The sequence below is a fragment of the Ruegeria sp. YTSC002 genome (genome assembly GCF_059609845.1).
In genome coordinates, this window is sequence record NZ_JBXWML010000001.1 from 520,897 (window position 1) to 546,695 (window position 25,799).

Annotated in this window: 24 protein-coding genes and 2 tRNA genes; 13 read left to right on the top strand and 13 right to left on the bottom strand. The window is 59.9% G+C overall.

Annotated features, from left to right (window positions below; translation table 11 throughout):
* Positions 1 to 3: 3 nt before the first annotated feature.
* Together hisH and hisB are read right to left on the bottom strand one after the other, a co-directional pair.
* Positions 4 to 642, bottom strand: a complete 639-nt coding sequence (gene hisH / locus AC2FFD_RS02625; protein WP_170343693.1) for an imidazole glycerol phosphate synthase subunit HisH — start codon at positions 640 to 642, stop codon at positions 4 to 6.
* Positions 643 to 1,230, bottom strand: coding sequence for an imidazoleglycerol-phosphate dehydratase HisB (gene hisB / locus AC2FFD_RS02630; protein WP_496871804.1), 588 nt, complete (start codon positions 1,228 to 1,230; stop codon positions 643 to 645).
* A gap of 154 nt (positions 1,231 to 1,384) precedes the next feature.
* Here hisB and AC2FFD_RS02635 point away from each other — a divergent pair, with 154 nt between their 5' ends.
* Positions 1,385 to 1,624 carry an Lrp/AsnC family transcriptional regulator gene (locus tag AC2FFD_RS02635; RefSeq protein WP_050602861.1) on the top strand — a complete coding sequence of 80 codons (240 nt, stop codon included), beginning with the start codon at positions 1,385 to 1,387 and terminating at the stop codon, positions 1,622 to 1,624.
* Here the strand turns inward: AC2FFD_RS02635 and AC2FFD_RS02640 are convergent.
* From AC2FFD_RS02640 to AC2FFD_RS02650, 3 genes are all read right to left on the bottom strand, one after another.
* Positions 1,621 to 2,487, bottom strand: coding sequence for a GNAT family N-acetyltransferase (locus AC2FFD_RS02640; protein ID WP_496871806.1), 867 nt, complete (start codon positions 2,485 to 2,487; stop codon positions 1,621 to 1,623). The two genes, AC2FFD_RS02635 and AC2FFD_RS02640, sit on opposite strands and share 4 nt — an antisense overlap.
* A gap of 81 nt (positions 2,488 to 2,568) precedes the next feature.
* Positions 2,569 to 2,643: transfer RNA gene (locus tag AC2FFD_RS02645), tRNA-Gly, on the bottom strand.
* Between the two features lie 33 nt (positions 2,644 to 2,676).
* A tRNA-Gly gene (locus tag AC2FFD_RS02650) sits at positions 2,677 to 2,751 on the bottom strand.
* Between the two features lie 151 nt (positions 2,752 to 2,902).
* On the opposite strand from AC2FFD_RS02650, the gene AC2FFD_RS02655 reads away from it, so the two are divergent.
* The gene (locus tag AC2FFD_RS02655; RefSeq protein WP_170343696.1) at positions 2,903 to 3,055 is read left to right on the top strand and encodes a hypothetical protein; all 153 of its coding nucleotides are present in this window, start codon (positions 2,903 to 2,905) and stop codon (positions 3,053 to 3,055) included.
* A 15-nt stretch (positions 3,056 to 3,070) separates the two neighbouring features.
* Here the strand turns inward: AC2FFD_RS02655 and AC2FFD_RS02660 are convergent, their stop codons facing one another.
* The 4 genes from AC2FFD_RS02660 to AC2FFD_RS02675 all read right to left on the bottom strand — a co-directional run bounded on the left by AC2FFD_RS02660 (position 3,071) and on the right by AC2FFD_RS02675 (position 10,068).
* On the bottom strand, positions 3,071 to 3,454 hold the full coding sequence (locus tag AC2FFD_RS02660) for an MAPEG family protein (RefSeq protein ID WP_496871808.1): 384 nt from the start codon (positions 3,452 to 3,454) through the stop codon (positions 3,071 to 3,073).
* A 79-nt stretch (positions 3,455 to 3,533) separates the two neighbouring features.
* Positions 3,534 to 6,971, bottom strand: coding sequence for a pyruvate carboxylase (locus tag AC2FFD_RS02665; protein WP_170343697.1), 3,438 nt, complete (start codon positions 6,969 to 6,971; stop codon positions 3,534 to 3,536).
* 160 nt (positions 6,972 to 7,131) lie between these two features.
* Positions 7,132 to 8,253 (bottom strand): alpha-hydroxy acid oxidase, encoded by a 1,122-nt coding sequence (locus AC2FFD_RS02670; protein ID WP_496871810.1) that lies wholly within the window; start codon positions 8,251 to 8,253, stop codon positions 7,132 to 7,134.
* A 39-nt stretch (positions 8,254 to 8,292) separates the two neighbouring features.
* A complete protein-coding gene (locus AC2FFD_RS02675) occupies positions 8,293 to 10,068 on the bottom strand; it encodes a sensor domain-containing diguanylate cyclase (RefSeq protein ID WP_496871811.1) in 1,776 nt (591 codons plus the stop codon).
* 179 nt (positions 10,069 to 10,247) lie between these two features.
* On the opposite strand from AC2FFD_RS02675, the gene AC2FFD_RS02680 reads away from it, so the two are divergent.
* The gene (locus tag AC2FFD_RS02680) at positions 10,248 to 12,680 is read left to right on the top strand and encodes an ATP-dependent helicase (protein WP_496871814.1); all 2,433 of its coding nucleotides are present in this window, start codon (positions 10,248 to 10,250) and stop codon (positions 12,678 to 12,680) included.
* Between the two features lie 6 nt (positions 12,681 to 12,686).
* On the opposite strand, the gene AC2FFD_RS02685 is transcribed toward AC2FFD_RS02680, so the two are convergent.
* From AC2FFD_RS02685 to AC2FFD_RS02695, 3 genes are all read right to left on the bottom strand, one after another.
* Positions 12,687 to 12,902, bottom strand: coding sequence for a DUF1330 domain-containing protein (locus tag AC2FFD_RS02685; RefSeq protein WP_496871815.1), 216 nt, complete (start codon positions 12,900 to 12,902; stop codon positions 12,687 to 12,689).
* Positions 12,903 to 13,341: 439 nt separating this feature from the next.
* On the bottom strand, positions 13,342 to 13,566 hold the full coding sequence (locus AC2FFD_RS02690) for a DUF1127 domain-containing protein (protein WP_170343701.1): 225 nt from the start codon (positions 13,564 to 13,566) through the stop codon (positions 13,342 to 13,344).
* 229 nt (positions 13,567 to 13,795) lie between these two features.
* The gene (locus AC2FFD_RS02695) at positions 13,796 to 14,116 is read right to left on the bottom strand and encodes a hypothetical protein (protein ID WP_496871817.1); all 321 of its coding nucleotides are present in this window, start codon (positions 14,114 to 14,116) and stop codon (positions 13,796 to 13,798) included.
* A 416-nt stretch (positions 14,117 to 14,532) separates the two neighbouring features.
* Between AC2FFD_RS02695 and mraZ the strand changes: the two genes are divergently transcribed.
* The 10 genes from mraZ to AC2FFD_RS02745 all read left to right on the top strand — a co-directional run bounded on the left by mraZ (position 14,533) and on the right by AC2FFD_RS02745 (position 24,565).
* A complete protein-coding gene (gene mraZ / locus AC2FFD_RS02700) occupies positions 14,533 to 15,036 on the top strand; it encodes a division/cell wall cluster transcriptional repressor MraZ (RefSeq protein ID WP_170343702.1) in 504 nt (167 codons plus the stop codon).
* A 4-nt stretch (positions 15,037 to 15,040) separates the two neighbouring features.
* A complete protein-coding gene (rsmH, locus tag AC2FFD_RS02705; RefSeq protein ID WP_496872240.1) occupies positions 15,041 to 16,036 on the top strand; it encodes a 16S rRNA (cytosine(1402)-N(4))-methyltransferase RsmH in 996 nt (331 codons plus the stop codon).
* Positions 16,033 to 16,401 (top strand): cell division protein FtsL, encoded by a 369-nt coding sequence (gene ftsL, locus AC2FFD_RS02710; protein ID WP_152458671.1) that lies wholly within the window; start codon positions 16,033 to 16,035, stop codon positions 16,399 to 16,401. Before rsmH ends, ftsL begins: the two co-directional genes overlap by 4 nt.
* Positions 16,398 to 18,185 (top strand): peptidoglycan D,D-transpeptidase FtsI family protein, encoded by a 1,788-nt coding sequence (locus AC2FFD_RS02715; RefSeq protein ID WP_496871819.1) that lies wholly within the window; start codon positions 16,398 to 16,400, stop codon positions 18,183 to 18,185. Before ftsL ends, AC2FFD_RS02715 begins: the two co-directional genes overlap by 4 nt.
* Before the next feature lie 22 nt (positions 18,186 to 18,207).
* The gene (locus tag AC2FFD_RS02720) at positions 18,208 to 19,707 is read left to right on the top strand and encodes a UDP-N-acetylmuramoyl-L-alanyl-D-glutamate--2,6-diaminopimelate ligase (protein ID WP_170343705.1); all 1,500 of its coding nucleotides are present in this window, start codon (positions 18,208 to 18,210) and stop codon (positions 19,705 to 19,707) included.
* Positions 19,704 to 21,098 (top strand): UDP-N-acetylmuramoyl-tripeptide--D-alanyl-D-alanine ligase, encoded by a 1,395-nt coding sequence (locus AC2FFD_RS02725; protein ID WP_496871821.1) that lies wholly within the window; start codon positions 19,704 to 19,706, stop codon positions 21,096 to 21,098. Before AC2FFD_RS02720 ends, AC2FFD_RS02725 begins: the two co-directional genes overlap by 4 nt.
* Before the next feature lie 36 nt (positions 21,099 to 21,134).
* The gene (mraY, locus tag AC2FFD_RS02730) at positions 21,135 to 22,217 is read left to right on the top strand and encodes a phospho-N-acetylmuramoyl-pentapeptide-transferase (RefSeq protein WP_152458667.1); all 1,083 of its coding nucleotides are present in this window, start codon (positions 21,135 to 21,137) and stop codon (positions 22,215 to 22,217) included.
* Positions 22,218 to 22,688 (top strand): hypothetical protein, encoded by a 471-nt coding sequence (locus AC2FFD_RS02735; RefSeq protein ID WP_496871822.1) that lies wholly within the window; start codon positions 22,218 to 22,220, stop codon positions 22,686 to 22,688.
* Positions 22,685 to 24,085 (top strand): UDP-N-acetylmuramoyl-L-alanine--D-glutamate ligase, encoded by a 1,401-nt coding sequence (gene murD / locus AC2FFD_RS02740; protein WP_496871824.1) that lies wholly within the window; start codon positions 22,685 to 22,687, stop codon positions 24,083 to 24,085. Before AC2FFD_RS02735 ends, murD begins: the two co-directional genes overlap by 4 nt.
* A 105-nt stretch (positions 24,086 to 24,190) precedes the next feature.
* Entirely contained in the window at positions 24,191 to 24,565 is a 375-nt protein-coding gene (locus tag AC2FFD_RS02745) for a glycine zipper family protein (RefSeq protein ID WP_245217959.1), read from the top strand.
* Here the strand turns inward: AC2FFD_RS02745 and AC2FFD_RS02750 are convergent.
* The gene (locus tag AC2FFD_RS02750) at positions 24,562 to 25,743 is read right to left on the bottom strand and encodes a BaiN/RdsA family NAD(P)/FAD-dependent oxidoreductase (RefSeq protein ID WP_496871826.1); all 1,182 of its coding nucleotides are present in this window, start codon (positions 25,741 to 25,743) and stop codon (positions 24,562 to 24,564) included. The genes AC2FFD_RS02745 and AC2FFD_RS02750 overlap by 4 nt on opposite strands.
* Positions 25,744 to 25,799 lie beyond the last annotated feature (56 nt).

Consider the following 25,799-nt stretch of genomic DNA (forward strand, 5'->3'; position numbering starts at 1 on the left):
GGTTCAGGGTTTCCAGGTCAGGAAGTTTCCCAGCATGCGCAGGCCAACGTCCTGACTTTTCTCGGGGTGAAACTGCATTCCAACCATCGTGTCGCGGCCAATGACGGCCGTGACCTCCTGCCCGTAATCCACATAAGCCAATCGCTGTGCCGGGTCGGATACCCGGAAGTGGTAAGAATGCACGAAATAGGTGTGATCGCCGGATTTCACCCCGTTGAACACCGGGTGATCGCTGTCCAGAACAAGATCGTTCCAGCCCATATGCGGCACTTTCAGCGATGTGTCTGACGGCTCGATTCTGACGACATCGCCGGCAATCCAGTCCAGACCATCCGTTTCGCTGTATTCATGGCCCTTGGTTGCCATCAACTGCATGCCCACACAGATGCCCAGAAACGGGCGGCCTTTCTGTTCGACCGCCTCGACCATCGCGTCATAGATACCCTTGTGACCACGCAATTCGGCAGCGCATGCCGGAAACGCCCCGTCGCCGGGCAGAACCAAGCGATCCGCGCGCGCCACAACATCCGCGTCCGAGGTGACGACAACCTCGCCCGCGCCGACCTCCTGCGCCATGCGCTGAAACGCTTTTTCCGCCGAGTGCAGGTTGCCGCTTTCGTAGTCGATAATGGCGGTCAGCATTTACAACGCGCCTTTGGTCGACGGAATCGCGTCTGCCTTGCGCGGATCGGTTTCGACGGCGTCACGCAGCGCGCGCGCGACGGCCTTGAATGCGGCCTCGGCGATGTGGTGGCTGTTGAAACCGTGCAACTGGTCGATATGCAGCGTGATGCCGCCATGGGTGCTGAGCGCCTGAAAGAACTCGCGCACAAGTTCTGTGTCGAATGCACCGATCTTCTGCGTCGGCAGGTCCACATTCCAGATCAGATAGGGGCGGCCCGACAGGTCCAGCGCACAGCGCACCTGAGCGTCATCCATGGGCAGGTGGCATTCTCCGTACCGCCGGATACCTTTCTTGTCGCCCAGGGCCTGCGTCAAAGCCTGCCCCAGCGCGATGCCGGTATCTTCGACCGTGTGGTGATCATCAATGTGGTAATCGCCCTTGGTGCGGATCGTCATGTCGATCAGGGAATGGCGCGCCAGTTGATCCAGCATGTGATCAAAGAAGCCAACTCCGGTCTGGTTGTCATATGTACCGGCGCCATCCAGATTGATCTCTACCGAGATTTCCGTTTCGGCAGTCTGGCGGCTGATCTTTGCGCTGCGCATGGGCGAATTCCTTTTGCTACAGGCGCGCTTATAGACGGGGATGGTCGTGGTTTTCCAGACCATGCGTTGCGATCGCTGCAAACTGTTGCAGGGGATTGCACCCGGCTTGGCCCCGTGTCAGCTTGCCAACAACACGAACCGATAGGGTCAAACCATGTCCACCTGCGTTTTCATCCAGATCCGCTGCAAGCCCGGCACCACCTACAAGGTCGCCGAGGAAATCGCCCTGCGCGAAATCCACTCCGAACTGTATTCCACCAGCGGTGAATATGACCTGCTGCTCAAGCTCTATATCCCCGAAACCGAGGATGTGGGCCATTTCATCAACGAACACCTGCTGGTGATTCCCAATATCGAACGCTCGCTGACCACAATGACGTTCAAGGCGTTTTAACCCAGTTCGAATGTGGTGACGCCAAAGACACGGTCCAGATCGATATCCGGCGTGTGGTCGGAATACATCCGGGCCGTTTCAAACACCTTCTCAAGACCCAGCGCATCCGCCAGCGCAAAGGCGGCGGCGTTGGGCCGCGGCATGTCGATGAACACGTCATGCGTGGTGTGATCGTCGGGGATGGCGTCCAATACCGAGGCCAACAGGGCTTGCGCAATCTCGGCGTCGTCCGCAAACAACGGCCCGATCTTGTATCCGCTTTGACAGGGCCGCAGGGTCGCATAGCCCCGGATTACGCCATTCTCGGCAATCACGCGCGAGGCGTGGCTGGGCGCGCTCAGCCAATCGCGAAGGAAGATGTCGCGCGGGGCAGGGAACATCTGCCGGTCATAGGCGGCTAGATCGTCCGAGAAGCTGTGCAACTCCTCAACCCGCGCAGCCGGTTGCGCCCCGAGCGCGGCCAGAATCCCGCGTTTTGTCCCGCCAAAGCGGTAGTTGTTATAGGCAAAGGTAAAACCGGACTTGCGGTAGTTATCCTGCTGCTCGACGACACCATCCAGACCGATGTTGTCCGCATTGCAGTTTTCCAAGGCGTGCCGCCAGATTTTCAGCCCGTGGCCCGATCCGCGAAACTCGGGCCGGACGATGTAGAACCCAAGGAACGCAAAGGTGTCATCATACTGAACGACCGAGATGGAAGCGATCATTTCGCCATCCAGGAACCCGCCGAGAAACCCGCGGGGATCCGTGCCGTGGAAGCAACGAGCATCGTGATACCCCGGGTTCCACCCTTCGCGCCCGGCCCAATCGACGGCCTTTTGCACCTCGTCAACGGTGAGTGGGCGGATGACGTAATCAGACATGGGTGAATCCTGCGTTGGGCGATGCAACCAGAATGACGCAATGTCTTGTGAAGAACCAGCATGTATGGAGAGTTCTGTATCTGGAGCGGGCGAGGCGATTCGAACGCCCGACCCTAACCTTGGCAAGGTTATGCTCTACCCCTGAGCTACGCCCGCATCAGATACATATGTGGTCCGAAGACCTCTCAATGGAGCGGGCGAGGCGATTCGAACGCCCGACCCTAACCTTGGCAAGGTTATGCTCTACCCCTGAGCTACGCCCGCGCCGTTGAGTGAGGAGGGATTTATAAATTCCCACGCGGGGCTGCAAGCGGAAAAACACAAAAATGAGAAAAAAGTATTTCGACGGAACCCGGCATCCGGCCCGTTCAATCTCAAACACGGATCAAAAAAGGACACAGGCAGAGGGGCTTTCATGATATCCGTTGCAGACATGAAGATAATGGCGCTGGCCGCGATGATCTTGCTGGTCGCCGTGATGCCGGAATCGGACGATCACGAACACAATCGGATCACGCCCGTTTTGTTGAAAGCGCCCCATGTGATGACGACGGATCTGACGGGGTAGCACCCGCCAGCTGTCCTACAGAGCCAGAATCAGGTTGGCGATGGCCGCAACCAGAATGGCCAGGAACGTCAGGCTCATTCCAGCCTGCCGCAGGATGACGATCTGGGGCGTGCGCCCGAATCCGTAAGCGTGCAGCAGACGCCCGGCCAGCAACATCAAACCCTGTATATGCACAAGCAACCCTCCGGCGCCCTGCAATTCCACCATGGTGATCAACAATAGGGCGATTGGGGCGTATTCGGCGCAATTTGAATGTGTCCGTATCGCCTTGATCATCAATTTGCTGCCCCCATCCCCGACCGAGATTTTGTCGCTGCGGCGCTGCAGGATCACTTTGACGCTGAGTGCAACGTAAAGAATAGCGATCAGGGCCGCATAGATCGGGGTGATAGCAAGCATGGTGGGTCTCCGCTCCGGCATAGAAAAAGGGCCGCGTGGTTTCCCGCGCGGCCCTTTGAACTGTAATCGGTTCGGCAGCTTATTCCAGCTCGATCAGAAGGTCCTTTGCGTCAATCTGGCCGCCGGGCTGCACATGAACGGCCTTGACGGTCGCATCGCGCTCGGCGTGGATGCCGGTTTCCATCTTCATCGCCTCGATGGTCAGCAGCATGTCGCCTTCCTTGACCTGCTGGCCCGCTGTTACGGCGACAGTGGCAACAACACCTGGCATCGGCGCACCGACATGATCCGGGTTGCCGACCTCGGCCTTGGGCCGCGCCTGCGTGGTCGAGGTGACCAACCGGTTCGGAACCCGGATCACGCGCGGTTGACCGTTGAGTTCAAAGAACACTTTGACCTCGCCCTTTTCATCCGTTTCGCCAATGGCCTGACAGCGGATTTCCAGCGTCTTGCCGGGGTCGATTTCCGCGGTGATCTCCTCGCCCGGCTCCATGCCGTAGAAGAAGGTGCGCGTTGGCAGCGTACGGACCGGGCCGTAGACCCGGTGGCGACCCATGTAGTCCAGGAACACCTTGGGATACATCAGGTATCCGTTCAGATCCTCGTCATCGACCTCTTTGCCTTCCAGCTGCTTGGACAGCTCGGCGCGGGTGGCTTCAAGATCGACCGGGGGCACATCCTTGCCGGGTCGTTGGGTGTTGGGCACCTCGTCTTTCAGCACCTTCTTGATAATGGTCTCGGGGAAACCGCCCGGAGGCTGACCCAGATTGCCGCGCATCATATCCACGACCGAATCGGGGAAGGCCACATCGGTATTCGGATCCTCGACCTGTTCACGGGTCAAGTTCTGGCTGACCATCATCAACGCCATGTCGCCAACGACCTTGGAAGACGGAGTGACCTTGACGATGTCACCGAACATCTGGTTCACGTCGGCATACATCTGTGCCACTTCGTGCCAGCGCTCTTCCAGGCCCAGGCTGCGCGCCTGTGCCTTGAGGTTGGTGAACTGACCGCCGGGCATCTCGTGCAGGTAAACTTCGGACGCCGGGGCCTGAAGGCTGGATTCGAAGGCCGCATACTGGCCACGCACAGCCTCGAAGTAATCGCTGATTTCACGGATGGCCTTGATGTCCAGCCCGGTGTCGCGGTCGGTGTGGCGCAGCGCCTCGACCACCGTACCCAGTGTTGCCTGGCTGGTGTTGCCCGAGAAGCTGTCCATCGCGCAGTCAACAGCATCCACGCCCGCCTCGGACGCGGCCAGAATGGTCGCGCTGGCAATACCGGCGGTGTCATGGGTGTGGAAGTGTATCGGCAGCCCGACCTCTTCTTTCAGCGCGCGGATCAGGATCTTGGCCGCAGCCGGCTTCAGCAGGCCCGCCATGTCCTTCAGGCCCAGAATATGCGCGCCGGCGTCGCGCAGTTCTTTCGCCATGCCGACATAGTATTTCAGGTCGTACTTGGCGCGATCCGGGTCAAGAATATCGCCGGTGTAGCAGACGGTACCTTCACAAATTTTGCCGCTTTCGACGACCGCATCCATCGCCACGCGCATGTTCTCGACCCAGTTCAGCGAGTCGAAGACGCGGAACACGTCAATTCCTGTCGCCGCCTGACGCACGAATTCCTGCACCACGTTGTCAGGGTAGTTCGTATAGCCCACGCCGTTTGCGCCGCGCAGCAGCATCTGGGTCATCAGGTTCGGCATCGCCTCGCGCAGGTCCCGCAGGCGCTGCCACGGGCATTCCTGCAAGAAACGGTAGGCGACGTCGAATGTCGCGCCGCCCCAGCATTCGACCGAGAACAACTGCGGCAGGTTCGCCGCATAGGTCGGCGCCACCTTGATCATGTCGATCGAGCGCATCCGCGTCGCCAGCAGAGACTGGTGCCCGTCGCGCATGGTGGTGTCAGTGATCAGCAGTTGGCGCTGCGCCTTCATCCAGTCGGCCACCGCCTGCGGGCCCTTCTGCTCGAGCAGGTTGCGGGTACCCATCTGCGGTTCGGCCTTCAGCGCCGGAGGCCTGGCCTCCTTCAGGTCGGCGCGCGGGCGCGGGCGGTCCTTGGTTTCGGGATGCCCGTTCACGGTGATGTCCGCGATATAGGTCAAAACCTTGGTGCCCCGGTCGCGCCGCTTCTTGAAGGTGAACAGCTCGGGCGTGGTGTCGATGAACTTGGTGGTGTATTCGTTCGACAAAAAGGTCGGATGCTTGAGCAGGTTGATGACGAAATCGATATTGGTGCTGACACCACGAATTCGGAATTCTCGCAAGGCACGGTCCATCCGGCTGATCGCTTTTTCGGGCGTCGGGGCCCAGGCGGTAACCTTGGTCAGCAGCGAGTCATAATACCGTGTGATCACACCACCCGCATAGGCCGTGCCGCCATCCAGACGAATGCCCATACCGGTGGCCGAGCGATAGGCGGTGATGCGGCCATAGTCGGGGATGAAGTTGTTCTGCGGGTCTTCCGTCGTGATCCGGGTCTGCAACGCGTGGCCGTTCAGTTGTACGTCTGCCTGGCTTGCAGCGCCGGTCGCCTCTGCCAGAGGTTTGCCCTCGGCGATCAGGATCTGCGCCTGCACGATGTCGATGCCGGTGACTTCTTCGGTGACGGTGTGTTCCACCTGCACACGAGGATTCACCTCGATGAAATAGAACTTGCCGGTGTCCATATCCATCAGGAACTCGACCGTGCCGGCGCATTCATAGTTCACATGAGCGCAGATACGGCGGCCCAGTTCACAGATCTCGGCGCGCTGTTCGTCGCTCAGATACGGGGCAGGGGCGCGTTCCACGACCTTCTGGTTCCGGCGCTGGACCGAGCAGTCGCGTTCATAGAGGTGATAGATCTCACCGTGTTTGTCGCCCAGGATCTGCACCTCGACGTGGCGCGCACGAATGATCATCTTTTCCAGATAACCCTCGCCATTGCCAAAGGCGGCTTCGGCCTCGCGACGGCCTTCCAGCACTTTCTCTTCCAGCTCGTCTTCCGACTGAATCGGGCGCATCCCGCGCCCGCCGCCGCCCCAGGACGCCTTGAGCATCAGCGGATAGCCGATTTCGGCGGCCTCCTTGCGGATCGCGTCCATGTCATCGCCCAGAACTTCGGTGGCAGGAATGACCGGAACACCTGCTTCGATGGCTACGCGCCGCGCGCTGGCCTTGTCGCCAAGCGCGCGCATGGTTTCCGCCTTGGGGCCGATGAAGGTGATGCCGTTCTTGACGCAGGCATCGACGAAATCCGGGTTCTCGGACAGCAGGCCATAGCCCGGGTGGATCGCGTCGGCACCACATTGCTTGGCGACACGGATGATCTCGTCGATCGAAAGATACGCGGCCACCGGCCCCATGCCTTCACCGATCTGATATGCCTCGTCCGCCTTGAACCGGTGCAGGCCCAGTTTGTCTTCTTCAGCGTAAACGGCGACGGTTCGTTTTCCCATCTCGTTTGCTGCGCGCATGACGCGGATGGCAATCTCGCCGCGGTTGGCGATCAGGATCTTGTTGAAGTCTGTCATGATAGGTCCCGGTCTTTTGTGTATGGGCGTCTTTTTGGGCGGAGAATACGCGCAGGTATATCCGTTCTTCTGGGTAGAACCGGCATGTTATCGCTCGCAAACGCCCTATGATCGCAGCGCCCTTATACTTTTGCTGCGCCGCAGCATCAAATGTTTAACGTTAACTCTCAATCTGACACAGGCTTGCCAGGCCCATCTGGCCCATATTTGCATGCAGGTCCTGCCTGAGAATCTCGATGACATGTGCAGGCCCCTGCACGCCAAGTGCCGCGAGACCATACAAAAAAGCCCGCCCAAGCATCACGAAGTCTGCGCCCAGTGACATGGCCCTCAAGATATCCAGGCCACCTTCGACGCCACTGTCGAAGATCAGGGGCAGGCGGGTCGCATCCCGGACAGAGGGCAGAACCTCAATGCTGGCCGGGGCCGCATCAAACTGACGACCGCCATGATTCGACACCCACAAGGCGTCGACGCCAACCTGTTCCAGCCGGCTCGTATCCTCCGGGCGCAGGACACCCTTCAGGACAAGCGGACCGTCCCAGTGGTCGCGCAGCCATTTGACATAGTCCAGATCCGGCGAGGTTCGAAGCAGGTAACCGATATGAGCCGTGGGCGGCAGATCTCCGGGGTTTTCGATATATTTGTCCAGCGTTCGCATGTGCGGCACGCCGTTGCGCAGCATGCCGATGGCCCAGGCGGGCCGCTGGGCGATCTGCGCCAGAATGCGCGGGGTCAGCTTTGGGGGTTGCCGCAGGCCCGATCGTGTCTGCCTTTCCCTGCGCGATGCGACGGGAACATCCGCGGTGAGGACCAGGGTTTTGAACCCGGCCTTGCGGACCCGGTTCAGCAGGTCCTTTCGAATATCCGGATCTCGGGGCGGGTAAAGCTGGAACCAGGCATTGTCCCCAATATGCGGTGCCATGTCTTCGGGGCTTTGGCTGGCCACTGTCGACAGAGTATAGGGAATACCCGCCTTTGCGGCCGCGCTGGCAAGCAGCTGTTCGGCGCGGGGCCAGACCAGCCCGGACATGCCGATCGGCGCGATTCCGAACGGCAGCGGATACGAAGCGTCGAGAAACGTCTGTGACGTATCAAAGTCCAGCTCGCCATGCAAGATCGAGGGGCAGAGGCGCACGTCATCCAGGGCCTGGCGGTTCCGGTGCAGTGTCGTCTCAATCCCGGTTCCACTGTCGATATACTCCCACACGAAATGCGGCAGGCGACGGCGCGCACGGTGTTTCAGATCCGGTATGCCGGGATAGGTGCTGTGCAAGTCCATGCAGATTGATCCGACCTGCCATGCGATTCGGCAAGTTTTTTAAGCTGCATCCTTAGGTGGTTGCCGGTTTTCAGGCGGCGTTTTTTTAATCTGGTTCCCGGTGCCGCTTGCAACATACACTTGGTTGCGCCCCTTGTCCTTGGCGACATAAAGCGCGTCGTCGGCCGCGCGCATCAGGTCCTGCGGCATGGTGCCGTGGGCCGGGTAATGTGCGACCCCAACCGATATCGTAATGCGCGGCAAGGCCTTCTCGCCATATCGTACGGTAACGGCTTCAACCGCCTGGCGCAGTTGTTCGGCGCGGGTCATGGCATCTTCGGGGCTGTTGTCAGGCAGGATCAGCATGAACTCCTCGCCACCGATGCGGCAGGCGACTTCGTCCCGGTCGCACCCTTGCTCCAAGGCGGCGCCGACGGCGCGCAACACCATGTCGCCCGCATCATGCCCATGAGTATCGTTGAACTTCTTGAAGTGATCCACGTCCACCGCGATCAGGCTTAGTGCGGCGCCCGTCTGCTGGCTGCGGCTGATGGACTTGCGCAGCATCTCGGTCATATGGCGGCGATTGAACAGCCCGGTCAGCGGGTCTCGTACCGATTGGTCGTGCAGCTGATCCCGCATGCGGACATTGGCGATCGCCATGCTGATCTGTTCGGCGCACAATTGGGCCAGCTTGCGGCTCTTGTTGAAACAGTCTTCGCGCCCCTCAAGTGCCCGCAGATGCAAAAGACCAACGGTTTCGCCATGGGCCAGAATGGGAAAGCAGAAATAAGGTCGCCCGTCATGCGGTTCGGCGTGTTCGCATACAAAATCAATCTCGGATGCGCCGAACTCGTAGGTCCGGCCGCGCCGCAATCCCCAGCATCCTTCGGGATGGATGTGGGATTTATGGGTTCCACCGTTCCAGCTGGCGCAGCCATCCAGCACGTCGCGTGAGTTTGAGTAGACATACACGCTGCCTTCGGCCTCTGGCAGGATATGGGTCATGAAGCGGGACACCATGTCGAACAGTTCATCCAGTGACCGGCTTGATTGCAGCCATTCGTTCAATTCACCCAGCAGGCGGACCTCGCGGGCCAGGCGCAGCTGTTCGTCCATCAGTTCCCGCTCTTTTACGGCCCGTTTGCGCAGATCGCGAACCTGTCGACGGTTGGTGCGATGAACAATCAGGATAACTGTCGTCAGCGCCAGCAGGGCTATCCCGCTGAGCAGCGCAAGCGACAGGCGAACGCGCGTGATGAACAGGTTCCGCAGGTCAGTTATGTCGGAATAGAACTCGATCGCGCCCAGGAACGTCGCATCCTTGATGATCGGCGTGTAGACCTCGGCCACATGGCGGCTGCTCAGTTCCGAATCCCCGGAATTGTCGACAACAAAGGAATCGACTTCGGTAATCGGCTTCTCTTCGTGTTTGTAATAAAGGCCCCCGGCGGCGACGATCGACTGGAAATAGGGTTTCTCATTCACGAACCCGACGTCGCTTGCACGGGTCGACCAGAACACTTGCCCCGACGCATCAAACAGCTTGAAGCGGTAAATGTCCGTGGTTTCGGGCAGTAACTCCAGAAACTCCTCGTCATGCTCGCTCAATGTGTGGAAACGGAATGTCTGTTCAAGATCGTTCAGATGGCTTTCGACCTGGCGGCTCATCCGCATCGCGGTTTTTCGCAGATCTGCTTCCAGCATGCGATCAACCACTGGCGCCGGGACGGCATAGATCCCCCAGCCCGCTGCTGCCGTCAGCGCGAGCAGCATCAGGGCTACGCCTATCATTTTAAGCCTTGAGGACTGACCTGTCAGTTTCGCTTGTTTCATATGTCCGCTCCCACAACACACGGCCAAGCATCCCAGTCAGGATTTTACAGAGAGTTAACGGGGGTGCAGGGCGGTGGCGTGTTTGTTTAGAATTGAACATAAAAAGAAGTGCGAAAAGTCTGCGAACAAGCCGTGAACAAACCCTTTCCCTTCGCGCTTTTCCAGCGTAGTTTGGGGCCATGAGCAGTTTTGACGAAATGGACGCCTTCGAGGGCGCTTCGCTGTCGGCGCGGGCCATGGCCGTGCGCCCTTCGCCCTATCTGGATGAGCTGAACCCGGCACAACGGGACGCGGTCGAGCGGCTGGATGGCCCGGTTCTGATGTTGGCCGGTGCCGGCACCGGCAAGACCAAGGCGTTGACCACCCGTATTGCGCATCTTCTTAACACCGCGCGCGCACGCCCGAACGAAATTCTGTCGGTCACGTTCACCAACAAGGCCGCGCGCGAGATGAAGGAACGGGTTGGCCGCCTGCTGGGACAGCCCGCCGAGGGGATGCCGTGGCTGGGCACCTTTCATTCGATCTGCGTCAAACTGCTGCGCCGGCATGCAGAGCTGGTCGATCTGAAGTCGAACTTCACCATACTGGATACCGACGACCAGCTGCGCCTGCTCAAGCAGTTGGTGCAGGCCGCAAATATCGACGACAAACGCTGGCCTGCGCGGATGTTGCTGGGAGTCATCGACGATTGGAAGAACCGTGCGCTGACACCCGACAATGTGCCAGCCGCCGATGCCGGGGCCTATGACAACAAGGGCATTGAGCTATATGCCCAATACCAGACCCGCCTGCGAGAGTTGAATGCGGTGGATTTCGGCGATCTGCTTCTGCACATGGTTACGATCTTCCAGACCCATCAGGATGTTCTGGAGCAATACCAGCGCTGGTTCCGCTATATCCTGGTGGACGAATACCAGGACACCAACATCGCCCAGTACCTGTGGCTGCGGCTGCTGGCGGGTGGGCACAAGAACATCTGTTGCGTCGGCGATGACGACCAGTCGATCTATGGCTGGCGCGGTGCCGAAGTGGGCAACATCTTGCGGTTTGAAAAGGACTTTCCCGGCGCGTATGTGGTGCGGTTGGAACAGAACTATCGCTCGACCCCTCATATTCTGGCCGCCGCCTCGAACGTCATCCGCGGCAATGAAAATCGTCTGGGCAAAGAGCTCTGGACCGATGCCGAGGAAGGTCACAAGGTCAATCTGATCGGCCATTGGGATGGTGAAGAAGAGGCCCGCTGGATCGGCGAGGAGATTGACGCGATGCAGGGCGGTACGCGTGGTATTCGCCCTATGAACCTTGATGAGATGGCTATCCTTGTCCGCGCCAGCCACCAGATGCGCGCCTTCGAAGACAGGTTTCTGACCATTGGTTTGCCCTACAAGGTGATCGGCGGCCCGCGATTCTATGAACGGATGGAGATCCGCGATGCCATGGCCTATTTCCGGCTGGTGGTCAGCCCCGAGGATGATCTGGCCTTCGAGCGGATATATAATAAGCCAAAGCGTGGCCTTGGAAGCAAAGCATGGCAAGATATTCAAGATGAGGCGCGAAAAAACGGCGTCTCGCTGCTTGCAGGTGCGCAGTTGGCTATTGAAAAGGGGCTTGTTAAAGGAAAAGGTGCCAAATCCCTTCGACAGCTAATCAGTGACCTCGCGCGTTGGAATGGTCTGACACGCGGTCCCCGGATTGAAATTGATGACGACTCGGTCGTCGATGACGAAGTGGAAACAGTTCGTTATGGCGAACCAGAGCTTTCGCACATCGAGTTGGCGCAAATCATCATTGATGAGTCGGGCTATCCAGAGATGTACCTCAAGCCCGTTGATCCGGATAAGCCGGATGCGCCTAGGAAAGAAAAAGACGTTGAATCAGCAGGGCGCCTTGAAAACCTCAAGGAACTGGTCAATCAGTTGGACAATTTCGAAAACCTGCAAGGGTTCCTCGAACATGTCAGTCTGGTGATGGACAACGAACAGGACAGCGGTGGGCCCAAGGTCTCGATCATGACGCTGCACGCAGCCAAAGGGCTTGAGTTTCCCGCGGTCTTCCTGCCGGGGTGGGAGGACGGTCTGTTCCCCTCGCAACGGTCGATGGACGAATCCGGGCTCAAGGGGCTCGAGGAAGAACGCCGTCTGGCCTATGTCGGCATCACTCGTGCCGAGGAGGTGTGCACGATTTCTTTTGCTGCCAACCGGCGGGTGTTCGGGCAGTGGCAGAACTCCATGCCCTCGCGCTTCATCGACGAATTGCCGGAAGAACATGTCGAGGTGCTGACTCCTCCGGGGCTCTATGGTGGCGGCCAGCCCACTGCGGGCATTGAAACCCGCGCGGCCGAAGCGAATGTCTACAACTCGCCGGGCTGGAGGCGGATGCAGGCGCGCCAGGGGCAATACGGTATGTCTCAGCCGCGCGAATCCCGCAACACGGTGATCGACGCGACCGCCGTGGCCAGTTTCACGCTGGGGGAACGGGTGTTCCACCAGAAATTCGGCTATGGCGCGGTTGTCGGGATCGAGGGCGACAAGGTCGAGGTCGAATTCGACAAGGCCGGCACAAAGAAAGTGGTCTCGCGTTTTCTGACCAACAAGGATGACGTCCCGTTCTGAGGCGTCTTATCCCTTCGCCAGAACCAGATTGATCGAGGCGGTAACTTGCCGGATCCTCGCCAGCCCGATGTAGTCGGGGTCGTCTTTCCTGGCTTTCGCCGTGGCAAGGTCCGGAAGCTCCATCAGCACAATGCCACCTTTGGGCCAATCGCCTTCGATCCGTTCGACCGGTTTCGATGAGACCGTGAGCAGTCGGCCCTTGTGGCGGTCGAAGTTCCGCATCAAACCCGCCGGATCATCCTGTTACCCATCCGGGTCGTGGGTGTCGATCTGCGCGTTGAAACAGGCGGCTATCGTTTCCTCGGGATCAGAAATCAGCGGGCCATCTTGCACTGGTGTCGAAAAAAAACGGCGGTTCCCAGGGAGGAGGAAGGGGAACCGCCGTCTTGTCAACATCAGAGCAGGGAGGAGGAGAGCCCCGATGTATTCGAACCCGGGTTTGAACCCGGTATGGAGAAGACGCGGCGACGTCAGGGAGGAGGAGGACGTCGCCGCGCGCTTTCAACATCAAGGCAGGGAGGAGGAGAGCCTCGATGTATCAGGATCCGGCGGGTTGAGGCCGGTATAGGGTGCGGCAACGTCAGGGAGGAGGAGAGACGTTGCCGCTGATAACAGACCCTAAGGGAGGAGGAAGGGCCTGATCTCGGTATTCGTGGCGCGCTTATTGCGCGATGTGATCGTTGGCGGCCTGCATGGCCACCCGACGGATCATGGACCGATGCAGGCCTAGATCGGCCAGTTCACGGTCCGACAGTCCTGCCAGCTCATTGACGGTCTGGCGATACATACGATAGCGGGCAAAACGCGCCTTTGCGTTTTCGATCAAAGTTGCGATCCCGAACGCCGATGCGCTCTTCGAGGCTGTATGTGTGCTTGCGACTGCCATGCTCATCATCCGTATTCATTTGCTTTGCCGATAACGCTCGGCCCTTGCTTGAGGTTGAAAATAGGCAAATGCTGCGATTGCACAATAGGTCGCATCGTCAATGCTGCTATGCAGCAAGCGCATAGATTGGTTCAATTTTTTCCTTCAACTCGAAATGCGCCTTGAATCATTGGGCCTTCCCTTGGGTCACGGGTGACGGCGGAAACATGGCCTTCCGACGGCTTGCCTTTTAATTGAGCGGTGTTGGTTGGAATTTGTGCGCAACAAAACCATTCAAGACGTGCGTGTGACCGAAGCGCCAGGCAAGGCGCGGCGGTTCAGCTATTCCCTGGTGCACGATTTGCCGGTTTCGCAGGTCGCGGAGGGTACAGCCCGAATGCCACGGGACTTCATGGGCCAATGTGGTTGTCGAGGGGATGTCCCGCCGGAATTGCGCGCGAAATGCGAATGATTCTGCAAGATTGCTGCCCATGGATGCCGGGTTTTTCCATCCTGAATGCCAATCATTCAGTTTTTTCGGGAAATCATGGGAAAAAAATTTCAGCTTCATATTGTCTATATCTAGGGGGTGTTGTGACAGTGCCTCCTACAGTTGGTGTTGTTGCGCTCAAATTTCATGGTGATATTGTATCCCCAGGGTGATTCAGAGAATACGATTGGCGAAATTCTTGTTGATTTCCATGAATTCCCATGGCATCCCTAATACATCCGATGAGGACGAGGCAGCAGGGGCGCCAAACGACCCCGACCAAAAATAATCAGGTTTCATACAGGCATCTCGCTTTCATCAATCAAGAGATCCGGCGCGCGGGCGAGCAGACATCCCCCCAGGTGGCGCGTGCAGCTGGACATCCCGCACAGCGGGTCAATGCGGCGGGTTGATCAGTGGCAGCAGATCAACCCGCCGTTTTTCATCCGGGGGGAACGCGAATTTCAAGTGGGGCGCAAGCGAAAGGGACAGTCGTCTTGGCGCGCAGGTTCAGAGGTGAAAGCCACCATAAGGTGGATGCGAAAGGCAGGGTGTCGATCCCGGCCTCGTTTCGCCGTGTGCTTGAAGCCTCCGATTCCAACTGGCAGCCCGGCGACAATCCAGAGCTTGTGATCGTCTACGGGGATCATCGCCGCAAATACCTGGAATGCTACACGATGGAGGCGATCGACGAGGTCGATGCCAAGATTGACGCGCTGCCACGCGGCTCGATGAAGCGCAAGATGTTGCAGCGCCTGTTCCACGGGCAGTCCTTCCCGACCAATGTCGATGAAACCGGGCGGCTGGTCCTGCCGGCAAAGCTGCGCAAGAAGATCGGTCTTGAGGGCGAGGCGTTTTTTATCGCCGCCGGGGATACTTTTCAGATCTGGAAGCCCGAGACCTACGAATCCGAGGAACTGGCGGCGACCGAGGAATGGCTCGACGGCCTTGGCGAGGATGTTGACCCGCTGCAATTCCTCGATGAAGTCGAGGGCGGGTGACGGCATGGCGGCCGCGGATCACCCACAACCGGACGCGCCTCACATCCCTGTCTTGCTGCGCCCGCTCCTGGCGGCGGTGGCGCCGGTCACGGGCGTCTGGCTGGACGGCACCTTCGGCGCAGGCGGGTACACCCGCGGATTGCTGGAAGCCGGGGCCGACAAGGTGATCGGTGTTGATCGCGATCCGCTGGCTTTTGAGATGGCGTCAGACTGGGCGGGCGCGTATGGCGACCGGCTGGTGATGCAGCCCGGCGTGTTCTCTCGTATGGATGAATACGCGCAGGATCTGGACGGCGTTGTGCTTGACCTTGGCGTTTCCTCGATGCAACTGGACCAGGCCGACCGTGGATTTTCCTTCATGAAGGATGGCCCTTTGGACATGCGCATGAGCCAGGATGGCGAAAGCGCTGCCGATCTGGTGAATACCGCGACCGAGGCGCAATTGGCCGACATCCTGTTCCATTATGGTGAAGAACGCGCCAGCCGCCGGATTGCCAGGGCGATTGTCAAAGCGCGCGCGGAAGAGCCGATTACCACGACCCTGCGTCTGGCCGAGATCATCGAATCCTGCCTGCCACGTCCGAAACCGGGGCAATCCCACCCGGCCACGCGCAGCTTTCAAGGGCTGCGGATCGCCGTGAATGCAGAATACGAAGAGCTGTTTCAAGGATTGATGGCCGCTGAACGTGCATTGAAACCCGGCGGGCAATTGGCTGTCGTCACGTTCCATTCCATCGAAGACCGGATGGTGAAACGGTTTTTCCAGTCCCGCGCGGGAAAGACGGGGCGTGCGAACCGCTATGCACCCGAGATTGAACAGGAACAGCCTCAGTTCACGTTGAAGACCCGCAAGGCGGTGGGTCCTGACGAACAGGAGTTGCGGGAAAACCCGCGTGCACGGTCAGCCAAACTGCGCGTGGCGATACGAACCGATGCTCCGGCGGGGGAAATCGAATCGCGGGCCATCGGGATGCCGCAACTGGGGGGAAGGGCAAGATGAAGAGTGTTTTGTATGTGTTGACTGCTCTGTCCGTATTCGGCCTTGCTTTGTGGGCCTATCAGGAAAACTACCGAACCCAACAAGTGGTCAAGGAAACGCAGTCTTTGCAGCGCGAGATCGGAATGGCACAGGTGCGGCTGGCCGTTCTGAACGCGGAATGGGCCTATCTGAACCGCCCGGACAGGCTGCGCGAACTGGCCGACCTGAACTTTGAGCGCCTTGGCCTGCTTCCGTTGCGGGCCGAGCAGTTCGGACGCGCGGATCAGATCGCCTATGCCGAAGACCCGGACCTGCCTGTCGTTGATCCGATTGAATTGCAGGCCATCACCGATATTCAGGCTTTGGGCGAGGTGCAGATTCCATGACACGCACCCCTCTGCGCCCCCTGGCCCGAATCCTTGATGCCCGCGCCCGGGGCGAAAACCCCAAGGCAATCGAGCGTGAAAACATCCGCAAGCGCCACGAAGAGATGAAAGATCGCGCCCGCGCCCGCGCCGAAGGGCGTCTGCTGGTGCTTGGTCTGTTCTTCTTCTGCGCATTTTCAGTTGTCGGTGTTCGCATGGGCATGTTGGCGACCTCGGAAGCACAAGAGCCTCTGGCCAGCGCGCCGGGAGCAGCGATTGCCATGCAGCGCGCCAACATCGTCGATCGCGAAGGGCGCATACTGGCCACCAATCTGGACACCTATTCCGTTTACGCACAGCCCCCTTTGATGATCGACCCCGTTGCCGCCGCAGACCAGTTGGTAGCGATTTTTCCTGATCTGGAAAAAGAGCGGCTGATCAAGGACTTCACCGGCAACCGCAAATTCCTGTGGATCAAGAAACGCATTTCGCCCGAGCAGAAGCAGGCCGTGCACGACATCGGTGATCCCGGCATCCTGTTCGGCCCGCGAGAAATGCGGCTTTACCCCAACGGGCGGCTGGCCGCTCATATCCTGGGCGGGGCCGGTTTTGGGCGTGAAGGCGTCAGCGCCGCCGAAGTGATCGGCGTGGCCGGTGTGGAAAAGCAGTTCGACGATTATCTGCGCGATCCGGCCAACGGCAACAAGCCGCTGCAACTGTCGCTGGACCTGACCATTCAGGCCGCGGTTGAACAGGTTCTCGATGGCGGCATGAAGATCATGAACGCCAAGGGGGCCTCGGCCGTTCTGATGAATGCGCATACGGGCGAGGTCATTTCAGCTGCTTCGCTGCCTTCTTTTGATCCGAATGACCGCCCGCGCCCGCCGACCTCGGGCTTTGACCCCTCGGACAGCCCGCTGTTCAACCGTTATGTGCAAGGCGTGTACGAACTGGGGTCCGTTTTCAAGATTTTCACCGCGGCCCAGGCCGTTGAACTTGGATTGGTGAATTCGAACACCATCATCGACACGTCCGGGCCGATGAAGATCGGCCGCTTTCCCATCGGAGAATTCAACGGCAAGAACTATGGCAAGATCAGCGTGGCGGATGTGATCGTCCACAGCTCGAACCGTGGAACGGGGCGTCTGGCCTTGCAAATCGGGGCCAAACGGCAGCAGGAGTTTCTGGACGCGCTTGGCATGTTCGATCCGACCCCATTCGAGATTGTCGAGGCCAAGGGCGGCGTGCCGCTGAAGCCGAAGAAATGGGGCGAGCTCAGCACCGTAACAATTTCCTATGGCCATGGCCTGTCGACCAGTCCGATGCATCTGGCCGCCGGATATGCTGCGATTGCCAATGGCGGGCATTACGTCAGCCCGACCATCCTGCGCCAGAACGGCACGCAATACGGGCCTCGTGTCATGTCACAGGACACCGCACGTCAGGCGCAGAAAATGCTGCGCAAGGTGGTAACGGACGGCACCGCCAGTTTCGCCGAGGTCAAGGGCTATGACGTGGCGGGCAAGACCGGTACGGCCGACAAGCCCAAACCGCGCGGCGGGTATTACGACGACAAGGTCATTGCCACCTTTGCGACGATCTTCCCGGCCTATGACCCGCAATACGTTCTGATCGTCACGTTGGACGAACCTTCGATCGTGGCCTACGGTGAAAAGCGCCGCACGGCCGGTTGGACTGCGGTGCCTGTCGCCGCCGAACTCATCGGTCGCGTCGCACCGTTGTTGGGGCTACGTCCCCGGCTTGAGCCTGAGGCGGGCGCTGCTATAACGCTGACCTCAAACTAGGCTGTCCGGCAAGAGGTGGGTCATGGGCACAAGGACGAAGAAACTCAGCCAGCTGGCCCTGACCGCAAGAGAGGGCGCAAACCCGGATATCACTGGTCTGGCCGTTGACAGCCGCGAGGTGAAAGACGGCTTTCTGTTTGCCGCGCTGCCCGGTTCCCGCGTTCATGGCGGAGAGTTCATCCAGTTTGCCCTGCGCATGGGGGCCGCTGCGATCCTGACCGATGCCAAAGGGGCAGAGATCGCCGAGGCCGAACTGGCAGCCTCGGACGCAGCGCTGGTCGTGGTGGAAGACCCGCGTCAGGCGCTGGCCGGTGCCGCGGCGCTGTGGTTCGGGGCGCAGCCGCAAACCATCGTGGCCGTCACCGGAACGAATGGCAAAACGTCTGTTTCCACCTTTGTCCGGCAGATCTGGACCGAGCTTGGCCATGCCGCCATCAACCTCGGCACCACCGGGGTCGAGGGTGCCTGGACAGCGCCGCTGGCCCATACCACGCCCGAGCCGATCACCTTGCACCGCTGTCTGGCCGAGGCGGCCGAGAACGGCGTGACCCATGCCGCAATGGAGGCGTCGTCCCACGGCCTTGAACAGCGCCGTCTTGATGGCGTTCACCTGACCGCCGCCGGTTTCTCGAACTTCACGCAGGATCATCTGGATTACCACGAAACCTTCGAGGCTTATTTCAACGCAAAGGCTGGTCTGTTCGACCGGGTTTTGCCGCAGGACGGAACAGCTGTCGTCAACCTGAGCGACCCTAAAGGGGCTCAGATCAGGCGGATTGCCGAGGCACGTGGTCAGTCGGTGCTGACGGTCGGGCTGGGCGATGCTGACCTGTGCCTGATCAACCAACGGTTCGACGCCACGGGGCAAGACCTGCGCTTTGCGTGGCAGGGCCGAACGTTCCAGACCCGCCTGAACCTGATCGGCGGGTTTCAGGCCGAAAACATCCTGCTGGCCTGTGGGCTGGTGATCGCAGCCGGGGACGGCCCCGAACGCGTTTTTGAAACTCTGCCCCACCTGACGACGGTTCGCGGGCGGATGCAACTGGCCGCCACGCGTGACAATGGCGCGACGGTGTTCGTGGATTATGCCCACACGCCTGACGCTGTCGCCACAGCACTCAAGGCGCTGCGCCCGCATGTGATGGGCCGTCTGATTGCCATTGTTGGCGCGGGCGGGGATCGCGACGCCACCAAGCGCCCGTTGATGGGCAAGGCGGCAGCCAACCACGCAGATGTGGTCTTTGTCACCGACGACAACCCGCGCAGCGAAGATCCTGCTGTCATCCGTGCGGCCGTGATGGCGGGCGCTTCGGAGGCCGCCGGCGACGCCAGCGTGACCGAAGTCGGCGACCGCGCCGAGGCCATCCTGCGCGGCATCGATGCGCTGCAACCGGGCGACGCTCTGCTGATTGCCGGAAAGGGCCATGAATCCGGACAGATCGTGGGGGATCAGGTTCTGCCCTTCGACGATGTGGAACAGGCCAGCATTTCCGTGGCAGCACTGGACGGGAGGGTCGCATGACGCTCTGGACAGCATCCGATGCGGCCGAAGCGACGGGCGGTCAGGCGACGACCGACTGGGCGGCAAATGGTGTCTCCATCGACACCCGCACCCTTCAGCCCGGCGATCTGTTCGTGGCGCTGAAAGCGGCGCGGGACGGGCATGATTTCGTAGCTCAGGCGTTGGAAAAAGGGGCAGGTGCCGCGCTGGTTTCCCGTGTTCCGGACGATGTGCCAGACGGGGCTCCTCTGCTGATCGTCCAGGACGTGCAGGCAGGTCTTGAAGCGTTGGGTCAGGCGGCACGGGCCCGAACGGATGCGCGCGTGGTCGGCGTGACGGGCAGTGTGGGTAAAACGTCGACCAAGGAGATGCTGGCGACAATCCTGGAAACGCAAGGGAAAACCCACGCCAGCGTCGCCAGTTACAACAACCATTGGGGCGTGCCCCTGACCCTTGCGCGGATGCCCCGCGACACCGAATTTGCGGTGATCGAGATCGGCATGAATCACCCCGGTGAAATTGCCCCGCTGGCCAAACAGGCCCGCCCGCATGTGGCGCTGGTGACGACCGTGGCGGCGGTGCATCTGGAAGCCTTCGAGTCGGTGGCCGGCATTGCCCATGAAAAAGCGGCGATCTTCGAAGGGCTCGAACCCGGCGGGGCCGCGATCGTCAACGCAGATATCGACCACGCGGACATCCTGCGCCAAACCGCGCTGGAGCAGGGGGCAGGGATTGTCGATTTTGGCCGGAACGCAGCGGATTACCGGCTGACCGATGCTCGGGCAGTAGCCGATGCAGTGAAAGCCGAAGCCAAGGTTGGTGATCACGTGATCCAATTCGAGGTGAACTCTGCCGGTACGCATTTCGCGATGAACGCGCTTGGCGCTTTGGCGGCCTGCGTCGAATTGGGGGTTGATCTGGAACAGGCCATCGCGGGCCTGAATGCGTGGTCACCCGTCAAGGGGCGCGGGGTACGTGAAAGCTTGCCATTGTCAGGGGGTGGGCAGATCGAACTTTTGGATGACAGCTACAACGCCAACCCGACCTCGATGGAGGCTGCGCTGGATGTCTTGGCCGCCTCCAAAGGCACCCGCCGCATAGCGTTTCTGGGTGACATGAAGGAACTGGGCGCCCAGGAAGAGGCCATGCATGCCGCCATGGCAGATATCAAGGCGATGGCGCATGTGGATCAGGTTCATTGCATCGGGCCGTTGATGCAGGCGATGCACCACGCGCTGCCAGAAAAGAAACGTGGACTCTGGTTCGCAACCAGCGCCGAAATGGCCGAACATCTGCCTGCGTTGATCCGGGATGGCGACACGGTGCTCGCCAAGGGCTCACTCAGCATGGCGTTGGCCGCGATTGTTGACGGTCTGCGCAAAATGGGGCAAGGGGGCGCGCTTGATGGGTGAACTTGCCCACGCGCCTCGTGTGAGAAAGGTATTGTCATGCTGTACTGGTTGACCGCTCTGTCGGACGGAGGGGATTTCTGGAACCTCTTCCGGTATATCACCTTCCGTGCAGGCGGTGCCTTCATGACCGCGCTGATCTTTGGGTTCATCTTCGGAAAACCCCTGATCAACGTGCTGCGCAAGAAACAGGGCAAGGGCCAGCCAATCCGTGACGACGGCCCCGAAGGGCATTTTTCCAAGGCAGGCACACCGACGATGGGCGGGTTGCTGATTGTCGGCGCTCTGGTCACGTCAACCCTTGTCTGGGCGCGGTTGGACAACCCGTATGTCTGGATGGTTCTTTTTGTGACCTTGTCATATGCGGCCATCGGGTTTGCGGACGACTATGCCAAGGTTTCAAAACAGAACACGCAAGGGGTTTCGGGCCGGATGCGTTTGGCTTTGGGCGTGATCATCGCCGTGCTGGCCTCGCTTTGGGCGACGTTGCACCATCCCGAAGCCTTGCAGAACCAACTGGCCGTACCCGTCTTCAAGGACACGCTGGTCAATCTGGGCATCTTCTATATCCCCTTTGCGATTGTCGTGATCGTCGGGGCCGCCAATGCGGTGAACCTGACCGACGGTCTGGACGGGCTGGCCATCATGCCAGCGATGATCGCGGCCTCGACCCTGGGCGTGATTGCCTATGCGGTGGGTCGGGTCGACTTCACCGAATATCTCGATGTGCATTACGTCCCGGGCACCGGTGAGATCTTCATCTTCACCTCCGCGCTGTTCGGAGCCGGCCTCGGGTTTCTCTGGTACAACGCCCCCCCGGCGGCAGTGTTCATGGGCGACACCGGCTCGCTGGCCCTGGGCGGCGCATTGGGTGCCATCGCCGTGGCCACCAAGCACGAGCTGGTTCTGGCCGTGGTCGGCGGCCTGTTCGTGGTGGAAGCGCTGAGCGTGATCATTCAGGTCCTCTATTTCAAGCGCACGGGCAAGAGGGTCTTCCTGATGGCCCCGATCCATCACCACTATGAGAAGAAAGGCTGGGCCGAGCCGACCATCGTGATCCGCTTCTGGATCATCTCGCTGATCCTGGCGATGATCGGTCTGGCGACGCTGAAGGTAAGGTAAGTGTCTAAGTTTCTTGAAGGACTAAGGCCACATTTAGAGTGGGTTTCCAGTGCATTCCAAGCATTGGTCAGCGCCCTAGCGCTAGCATGGGGGCTTTGGTTTTCAGCCAGTGTTTTTACAGATGCTGACAACCCCCGATGGTGGATAGCCTATTTTATTGCTCTGCTTTTTTTGGCGGTAATACTCTACTGCCTGTTGACCCATGCCGTTCTGGTTTCACTTCGTGGCTTACAGCAGATAAAAGAAGATGAAGGTTACGAAAAGGTTGAGGAATTAGGCTGGAAAGCTCAAGTGCGGATATTGGCTTTTTTTGTCGGATTTTCACTGGTTGTGTTACCCATCGTCCTTTCACAATTGTTCAACGCAAAAGAGGCGGCTTTCTTGATTGCCTGGGGAAGTTTGTTCCTGTTCCCATTGATGATTTGGTTGATGGTGACAGGGTGTTTGGCAAAAAAGGACCGAAGTGAATGATCCCGGTCAAAGGCTTTACAGGACAGAAAGTGGCCGTTCTGGGGCTGGGCCGGTCCGGTCTGGCCACGGCACGTGCCCTGCACGCAGGCGGGGCAGAACCGGTGTGCTGGGACGACAACCCAGCCGCCCGTGATACCGCCGAAGGCGAGGGCTTCTCCTGCGCCGACCTGCGCAAGCATGGAGCATTTGACGACATTGCCTCGCTGATCGTCTCACCGGGCATTCCGCATCTCTATCCTGAACCGAACCCCGTGGTGGCGGCAGCCCTGGATGCAGGCGTGCCTGTGGACAATGACATCGGCCTGTTCTTCCGCTCCTTCGCGGGGGCGGAATGGAACGGTTACGACACGCCGCCGCGCGTGATTGCGGTGACGGGATCGAACGGGAAATCGACCACGGCGGCGTTGATCCACCACATTCTGACCGAGGCCGGGCGCGAGGCGCAGTTGGCGGGCAATATCGGGCGCGGGGTTCTGGATATCGATCCGGGCGGAGATGGCTCGGTCGTGGTGTTGGAACTCAGCAGTTACCAAACGGAACTGGCCCGCGCTCTGACCCCCGATGTGGCGGTGTTCACCAACCTGTCGCCCGATCATCTGGACCGCCACGGCGGCATGGGCGGATATTTCGCGGCCAAACGGCGTCTCTTTGCCGAAGGCGGCCCTGACCGTGCGATCATCGGAGTCGACGAAACCGAAGGTGCGTTTTTGGCCGGGCAACTGGCCGAAGGGCCATCGGATGACCGGGTGATCCGTGTCTCGGTGGCGCGGAAGCTGACCGGGCCGGGCTGGCAGGTCTTTGCGCGCAAAGGGTTCCTGTCGGAATACCGCAAGGGGCGGCAGGCGGGGTCTATCGACCTGCGCGCCATCAAGGGCCTGCCTGGTACACACAACCACCAGAATGCCTGCGCGGCCTACGCCGCCTGCCGGTCGCTGGGCCTTGCCCCGCGCGTGATCGAGGATGCGCTGCATTCCTATCCGGGTCTGCCGCATCGCAGCCAGATCATCGCCGAGGCCGATGGGGTTACCTACGTCAACGACTCCAAGGCGACCAATGTCGACAGCGCCGTGAAGGCATTGACCGCGTTCAAAAAGATCCGATGGATTTGCGGCGGTCTTGAGAAAGAGGGCGGCATATCAGCCCTGAACACGGCGACGGGCGAGGTCATCAAGGCGTATGTGATCGGACGCGAAGCGGCCGGTTTTGCGATGCAGCTTGAAGCAGACGCGCAGGTCTGCACCACGATGGAGGCCGCCGTGGCACAAGCCATGGAGGATGCCGAGGCCGGTGACACGGTGCTGTTGGCACCGGCCGCCGCCAGTTTCGACCAATATGACAATTTCGAACAGCGCGGCGATGACTTTGCAGCGCAAGTCAGGCTCAGGCTGACGGAATAGCCATTTGCAATAGATCGCCGGCTGGGCCAAGCTTGGATGCTATCAGCTTGACGCGGCATCACTATTGGTTTTGCCTGCCTCCAGATTCAACACGAGGTTATGACTATGCCATTTCGTAGACTTTCTCTGATCCTGCCTGCCATTCTTGTTGCGGGGGCCTGTACCAATACGGGTGCCAACTATCAGCCCATTGTCGACGGCCCGGTCGGTCCGAACTACAACGTGGACCTGCAACAATGCCAACAACTGGCGGCATCGCAGAGCAGCGTTGATGGCTCTACCGCAGGGAACGCGGCAATTGGCGCAGCGGGTGCCGCGGCCGTTACCGGGATCGTTCAGGACAGCAGCGACAATCTTGGTCGCGCGGCTGTGGCAGGTGCCCTGGTAGGTGCTGGCGCAGACGTCATCAACAAAAACCAGAACAAGGAAGTGATCGTGCGCAACTGCATGCGTGGGCGCGGGTACAACGTCGTAGGCTAACGCCCTGCGGCAATTGCAACACCTGCGGCATGGCCTGACGACCATGCCCACTGGAAGTTGTAGCCGCCCAACCAGCCGGTGACATCCACCGCTTCACCAATCGCATAGAGGCCGGGGACATCCTTGGCCTCCATCGTTTTCGAGGACAAGTCGTCCGTGTCGATCCCGCCCAAGGTGACTTCGGCGGTGCGATACCCTTCGGTTCCCGACGGCACCAGTTGCCACGCGGACAAGGCCGCGGTCAGCTCGGCCAGTTTCGCGTCCGACTGATCCGCCAGCTTCCCGGACATCGGAATGATCCGGCACAGGTGATCGACCAGCCGGGCCGGCAGATGCCGCGCCAGTTCAGTGGTCAGCGCCTTGCGCCCTGCGCTTTGCCGCTGTGTGCGCAACAGATCAAGCAGAGGCAGATCGGGGATCAGGTTCACCCGGATCGGCTCAGCTTCGCGCCAGTATGACGACAATTGCAACACTGACGGTCCGCTGAGGCCGCGATGGGTGAACAGCAGCGCCTCGTCGAAGCTGGCGCGATCATTCGACACTCGCACGGGCAGTGAAACGCCGGACAGGTCCCTGAACCGCCCATCCGAGAAGGTGAACGGCACCAGCGCCGCCCGCGTCTCGGTCATCCGCAACCCGAACTGGCGCGCGATGTCATAGGCCAGCCCGGTTGCGCCCATCTTGGGAATCGATTTCCCGCCCGTTGCCAGCACCAGATTGGTGCAGGTCAGATGCTGCCTTTTCCCTTCACGCTCCACCTCCAGTGCAAAGCCGCTTTCGGTCTTGCGCAGATCACGCAGCGAGGTTTGAACCCACAGCTCTGCTCCTGCACCGCTCATTTCATCCAGCAACATCCGGATGATCTGTTTCGAAGAGCCATCGCAGAACAGCTGGCCCAGGGTTTTTTCATGCCAGGCGATGTTGTGACGTCCGACCAGATCGACGAAATCCCATTGCGTGTACCGTGCAAGGGCGGATTTGCAGAAATGCGGGTTCTGCGACAGGAAATTGCCCGGCCCGGCATGCATGTTGGTGAAATTGCAGCGCCCGCCACCCGAGATGCGGATTTTCTCACCGGGTGCCTTGGCGTGATCAATCACCAGCACGCGCCCGCCGCAATGGGCCGCACACATCATGCCGGCAGCACCGGCCCCAAGGATGATCGTGTCGTAGGTCATGGGCGGGGGATGGCGTGGATTAATCGGGATGGCAAGGCCTCATGCCGAAGTAGTGC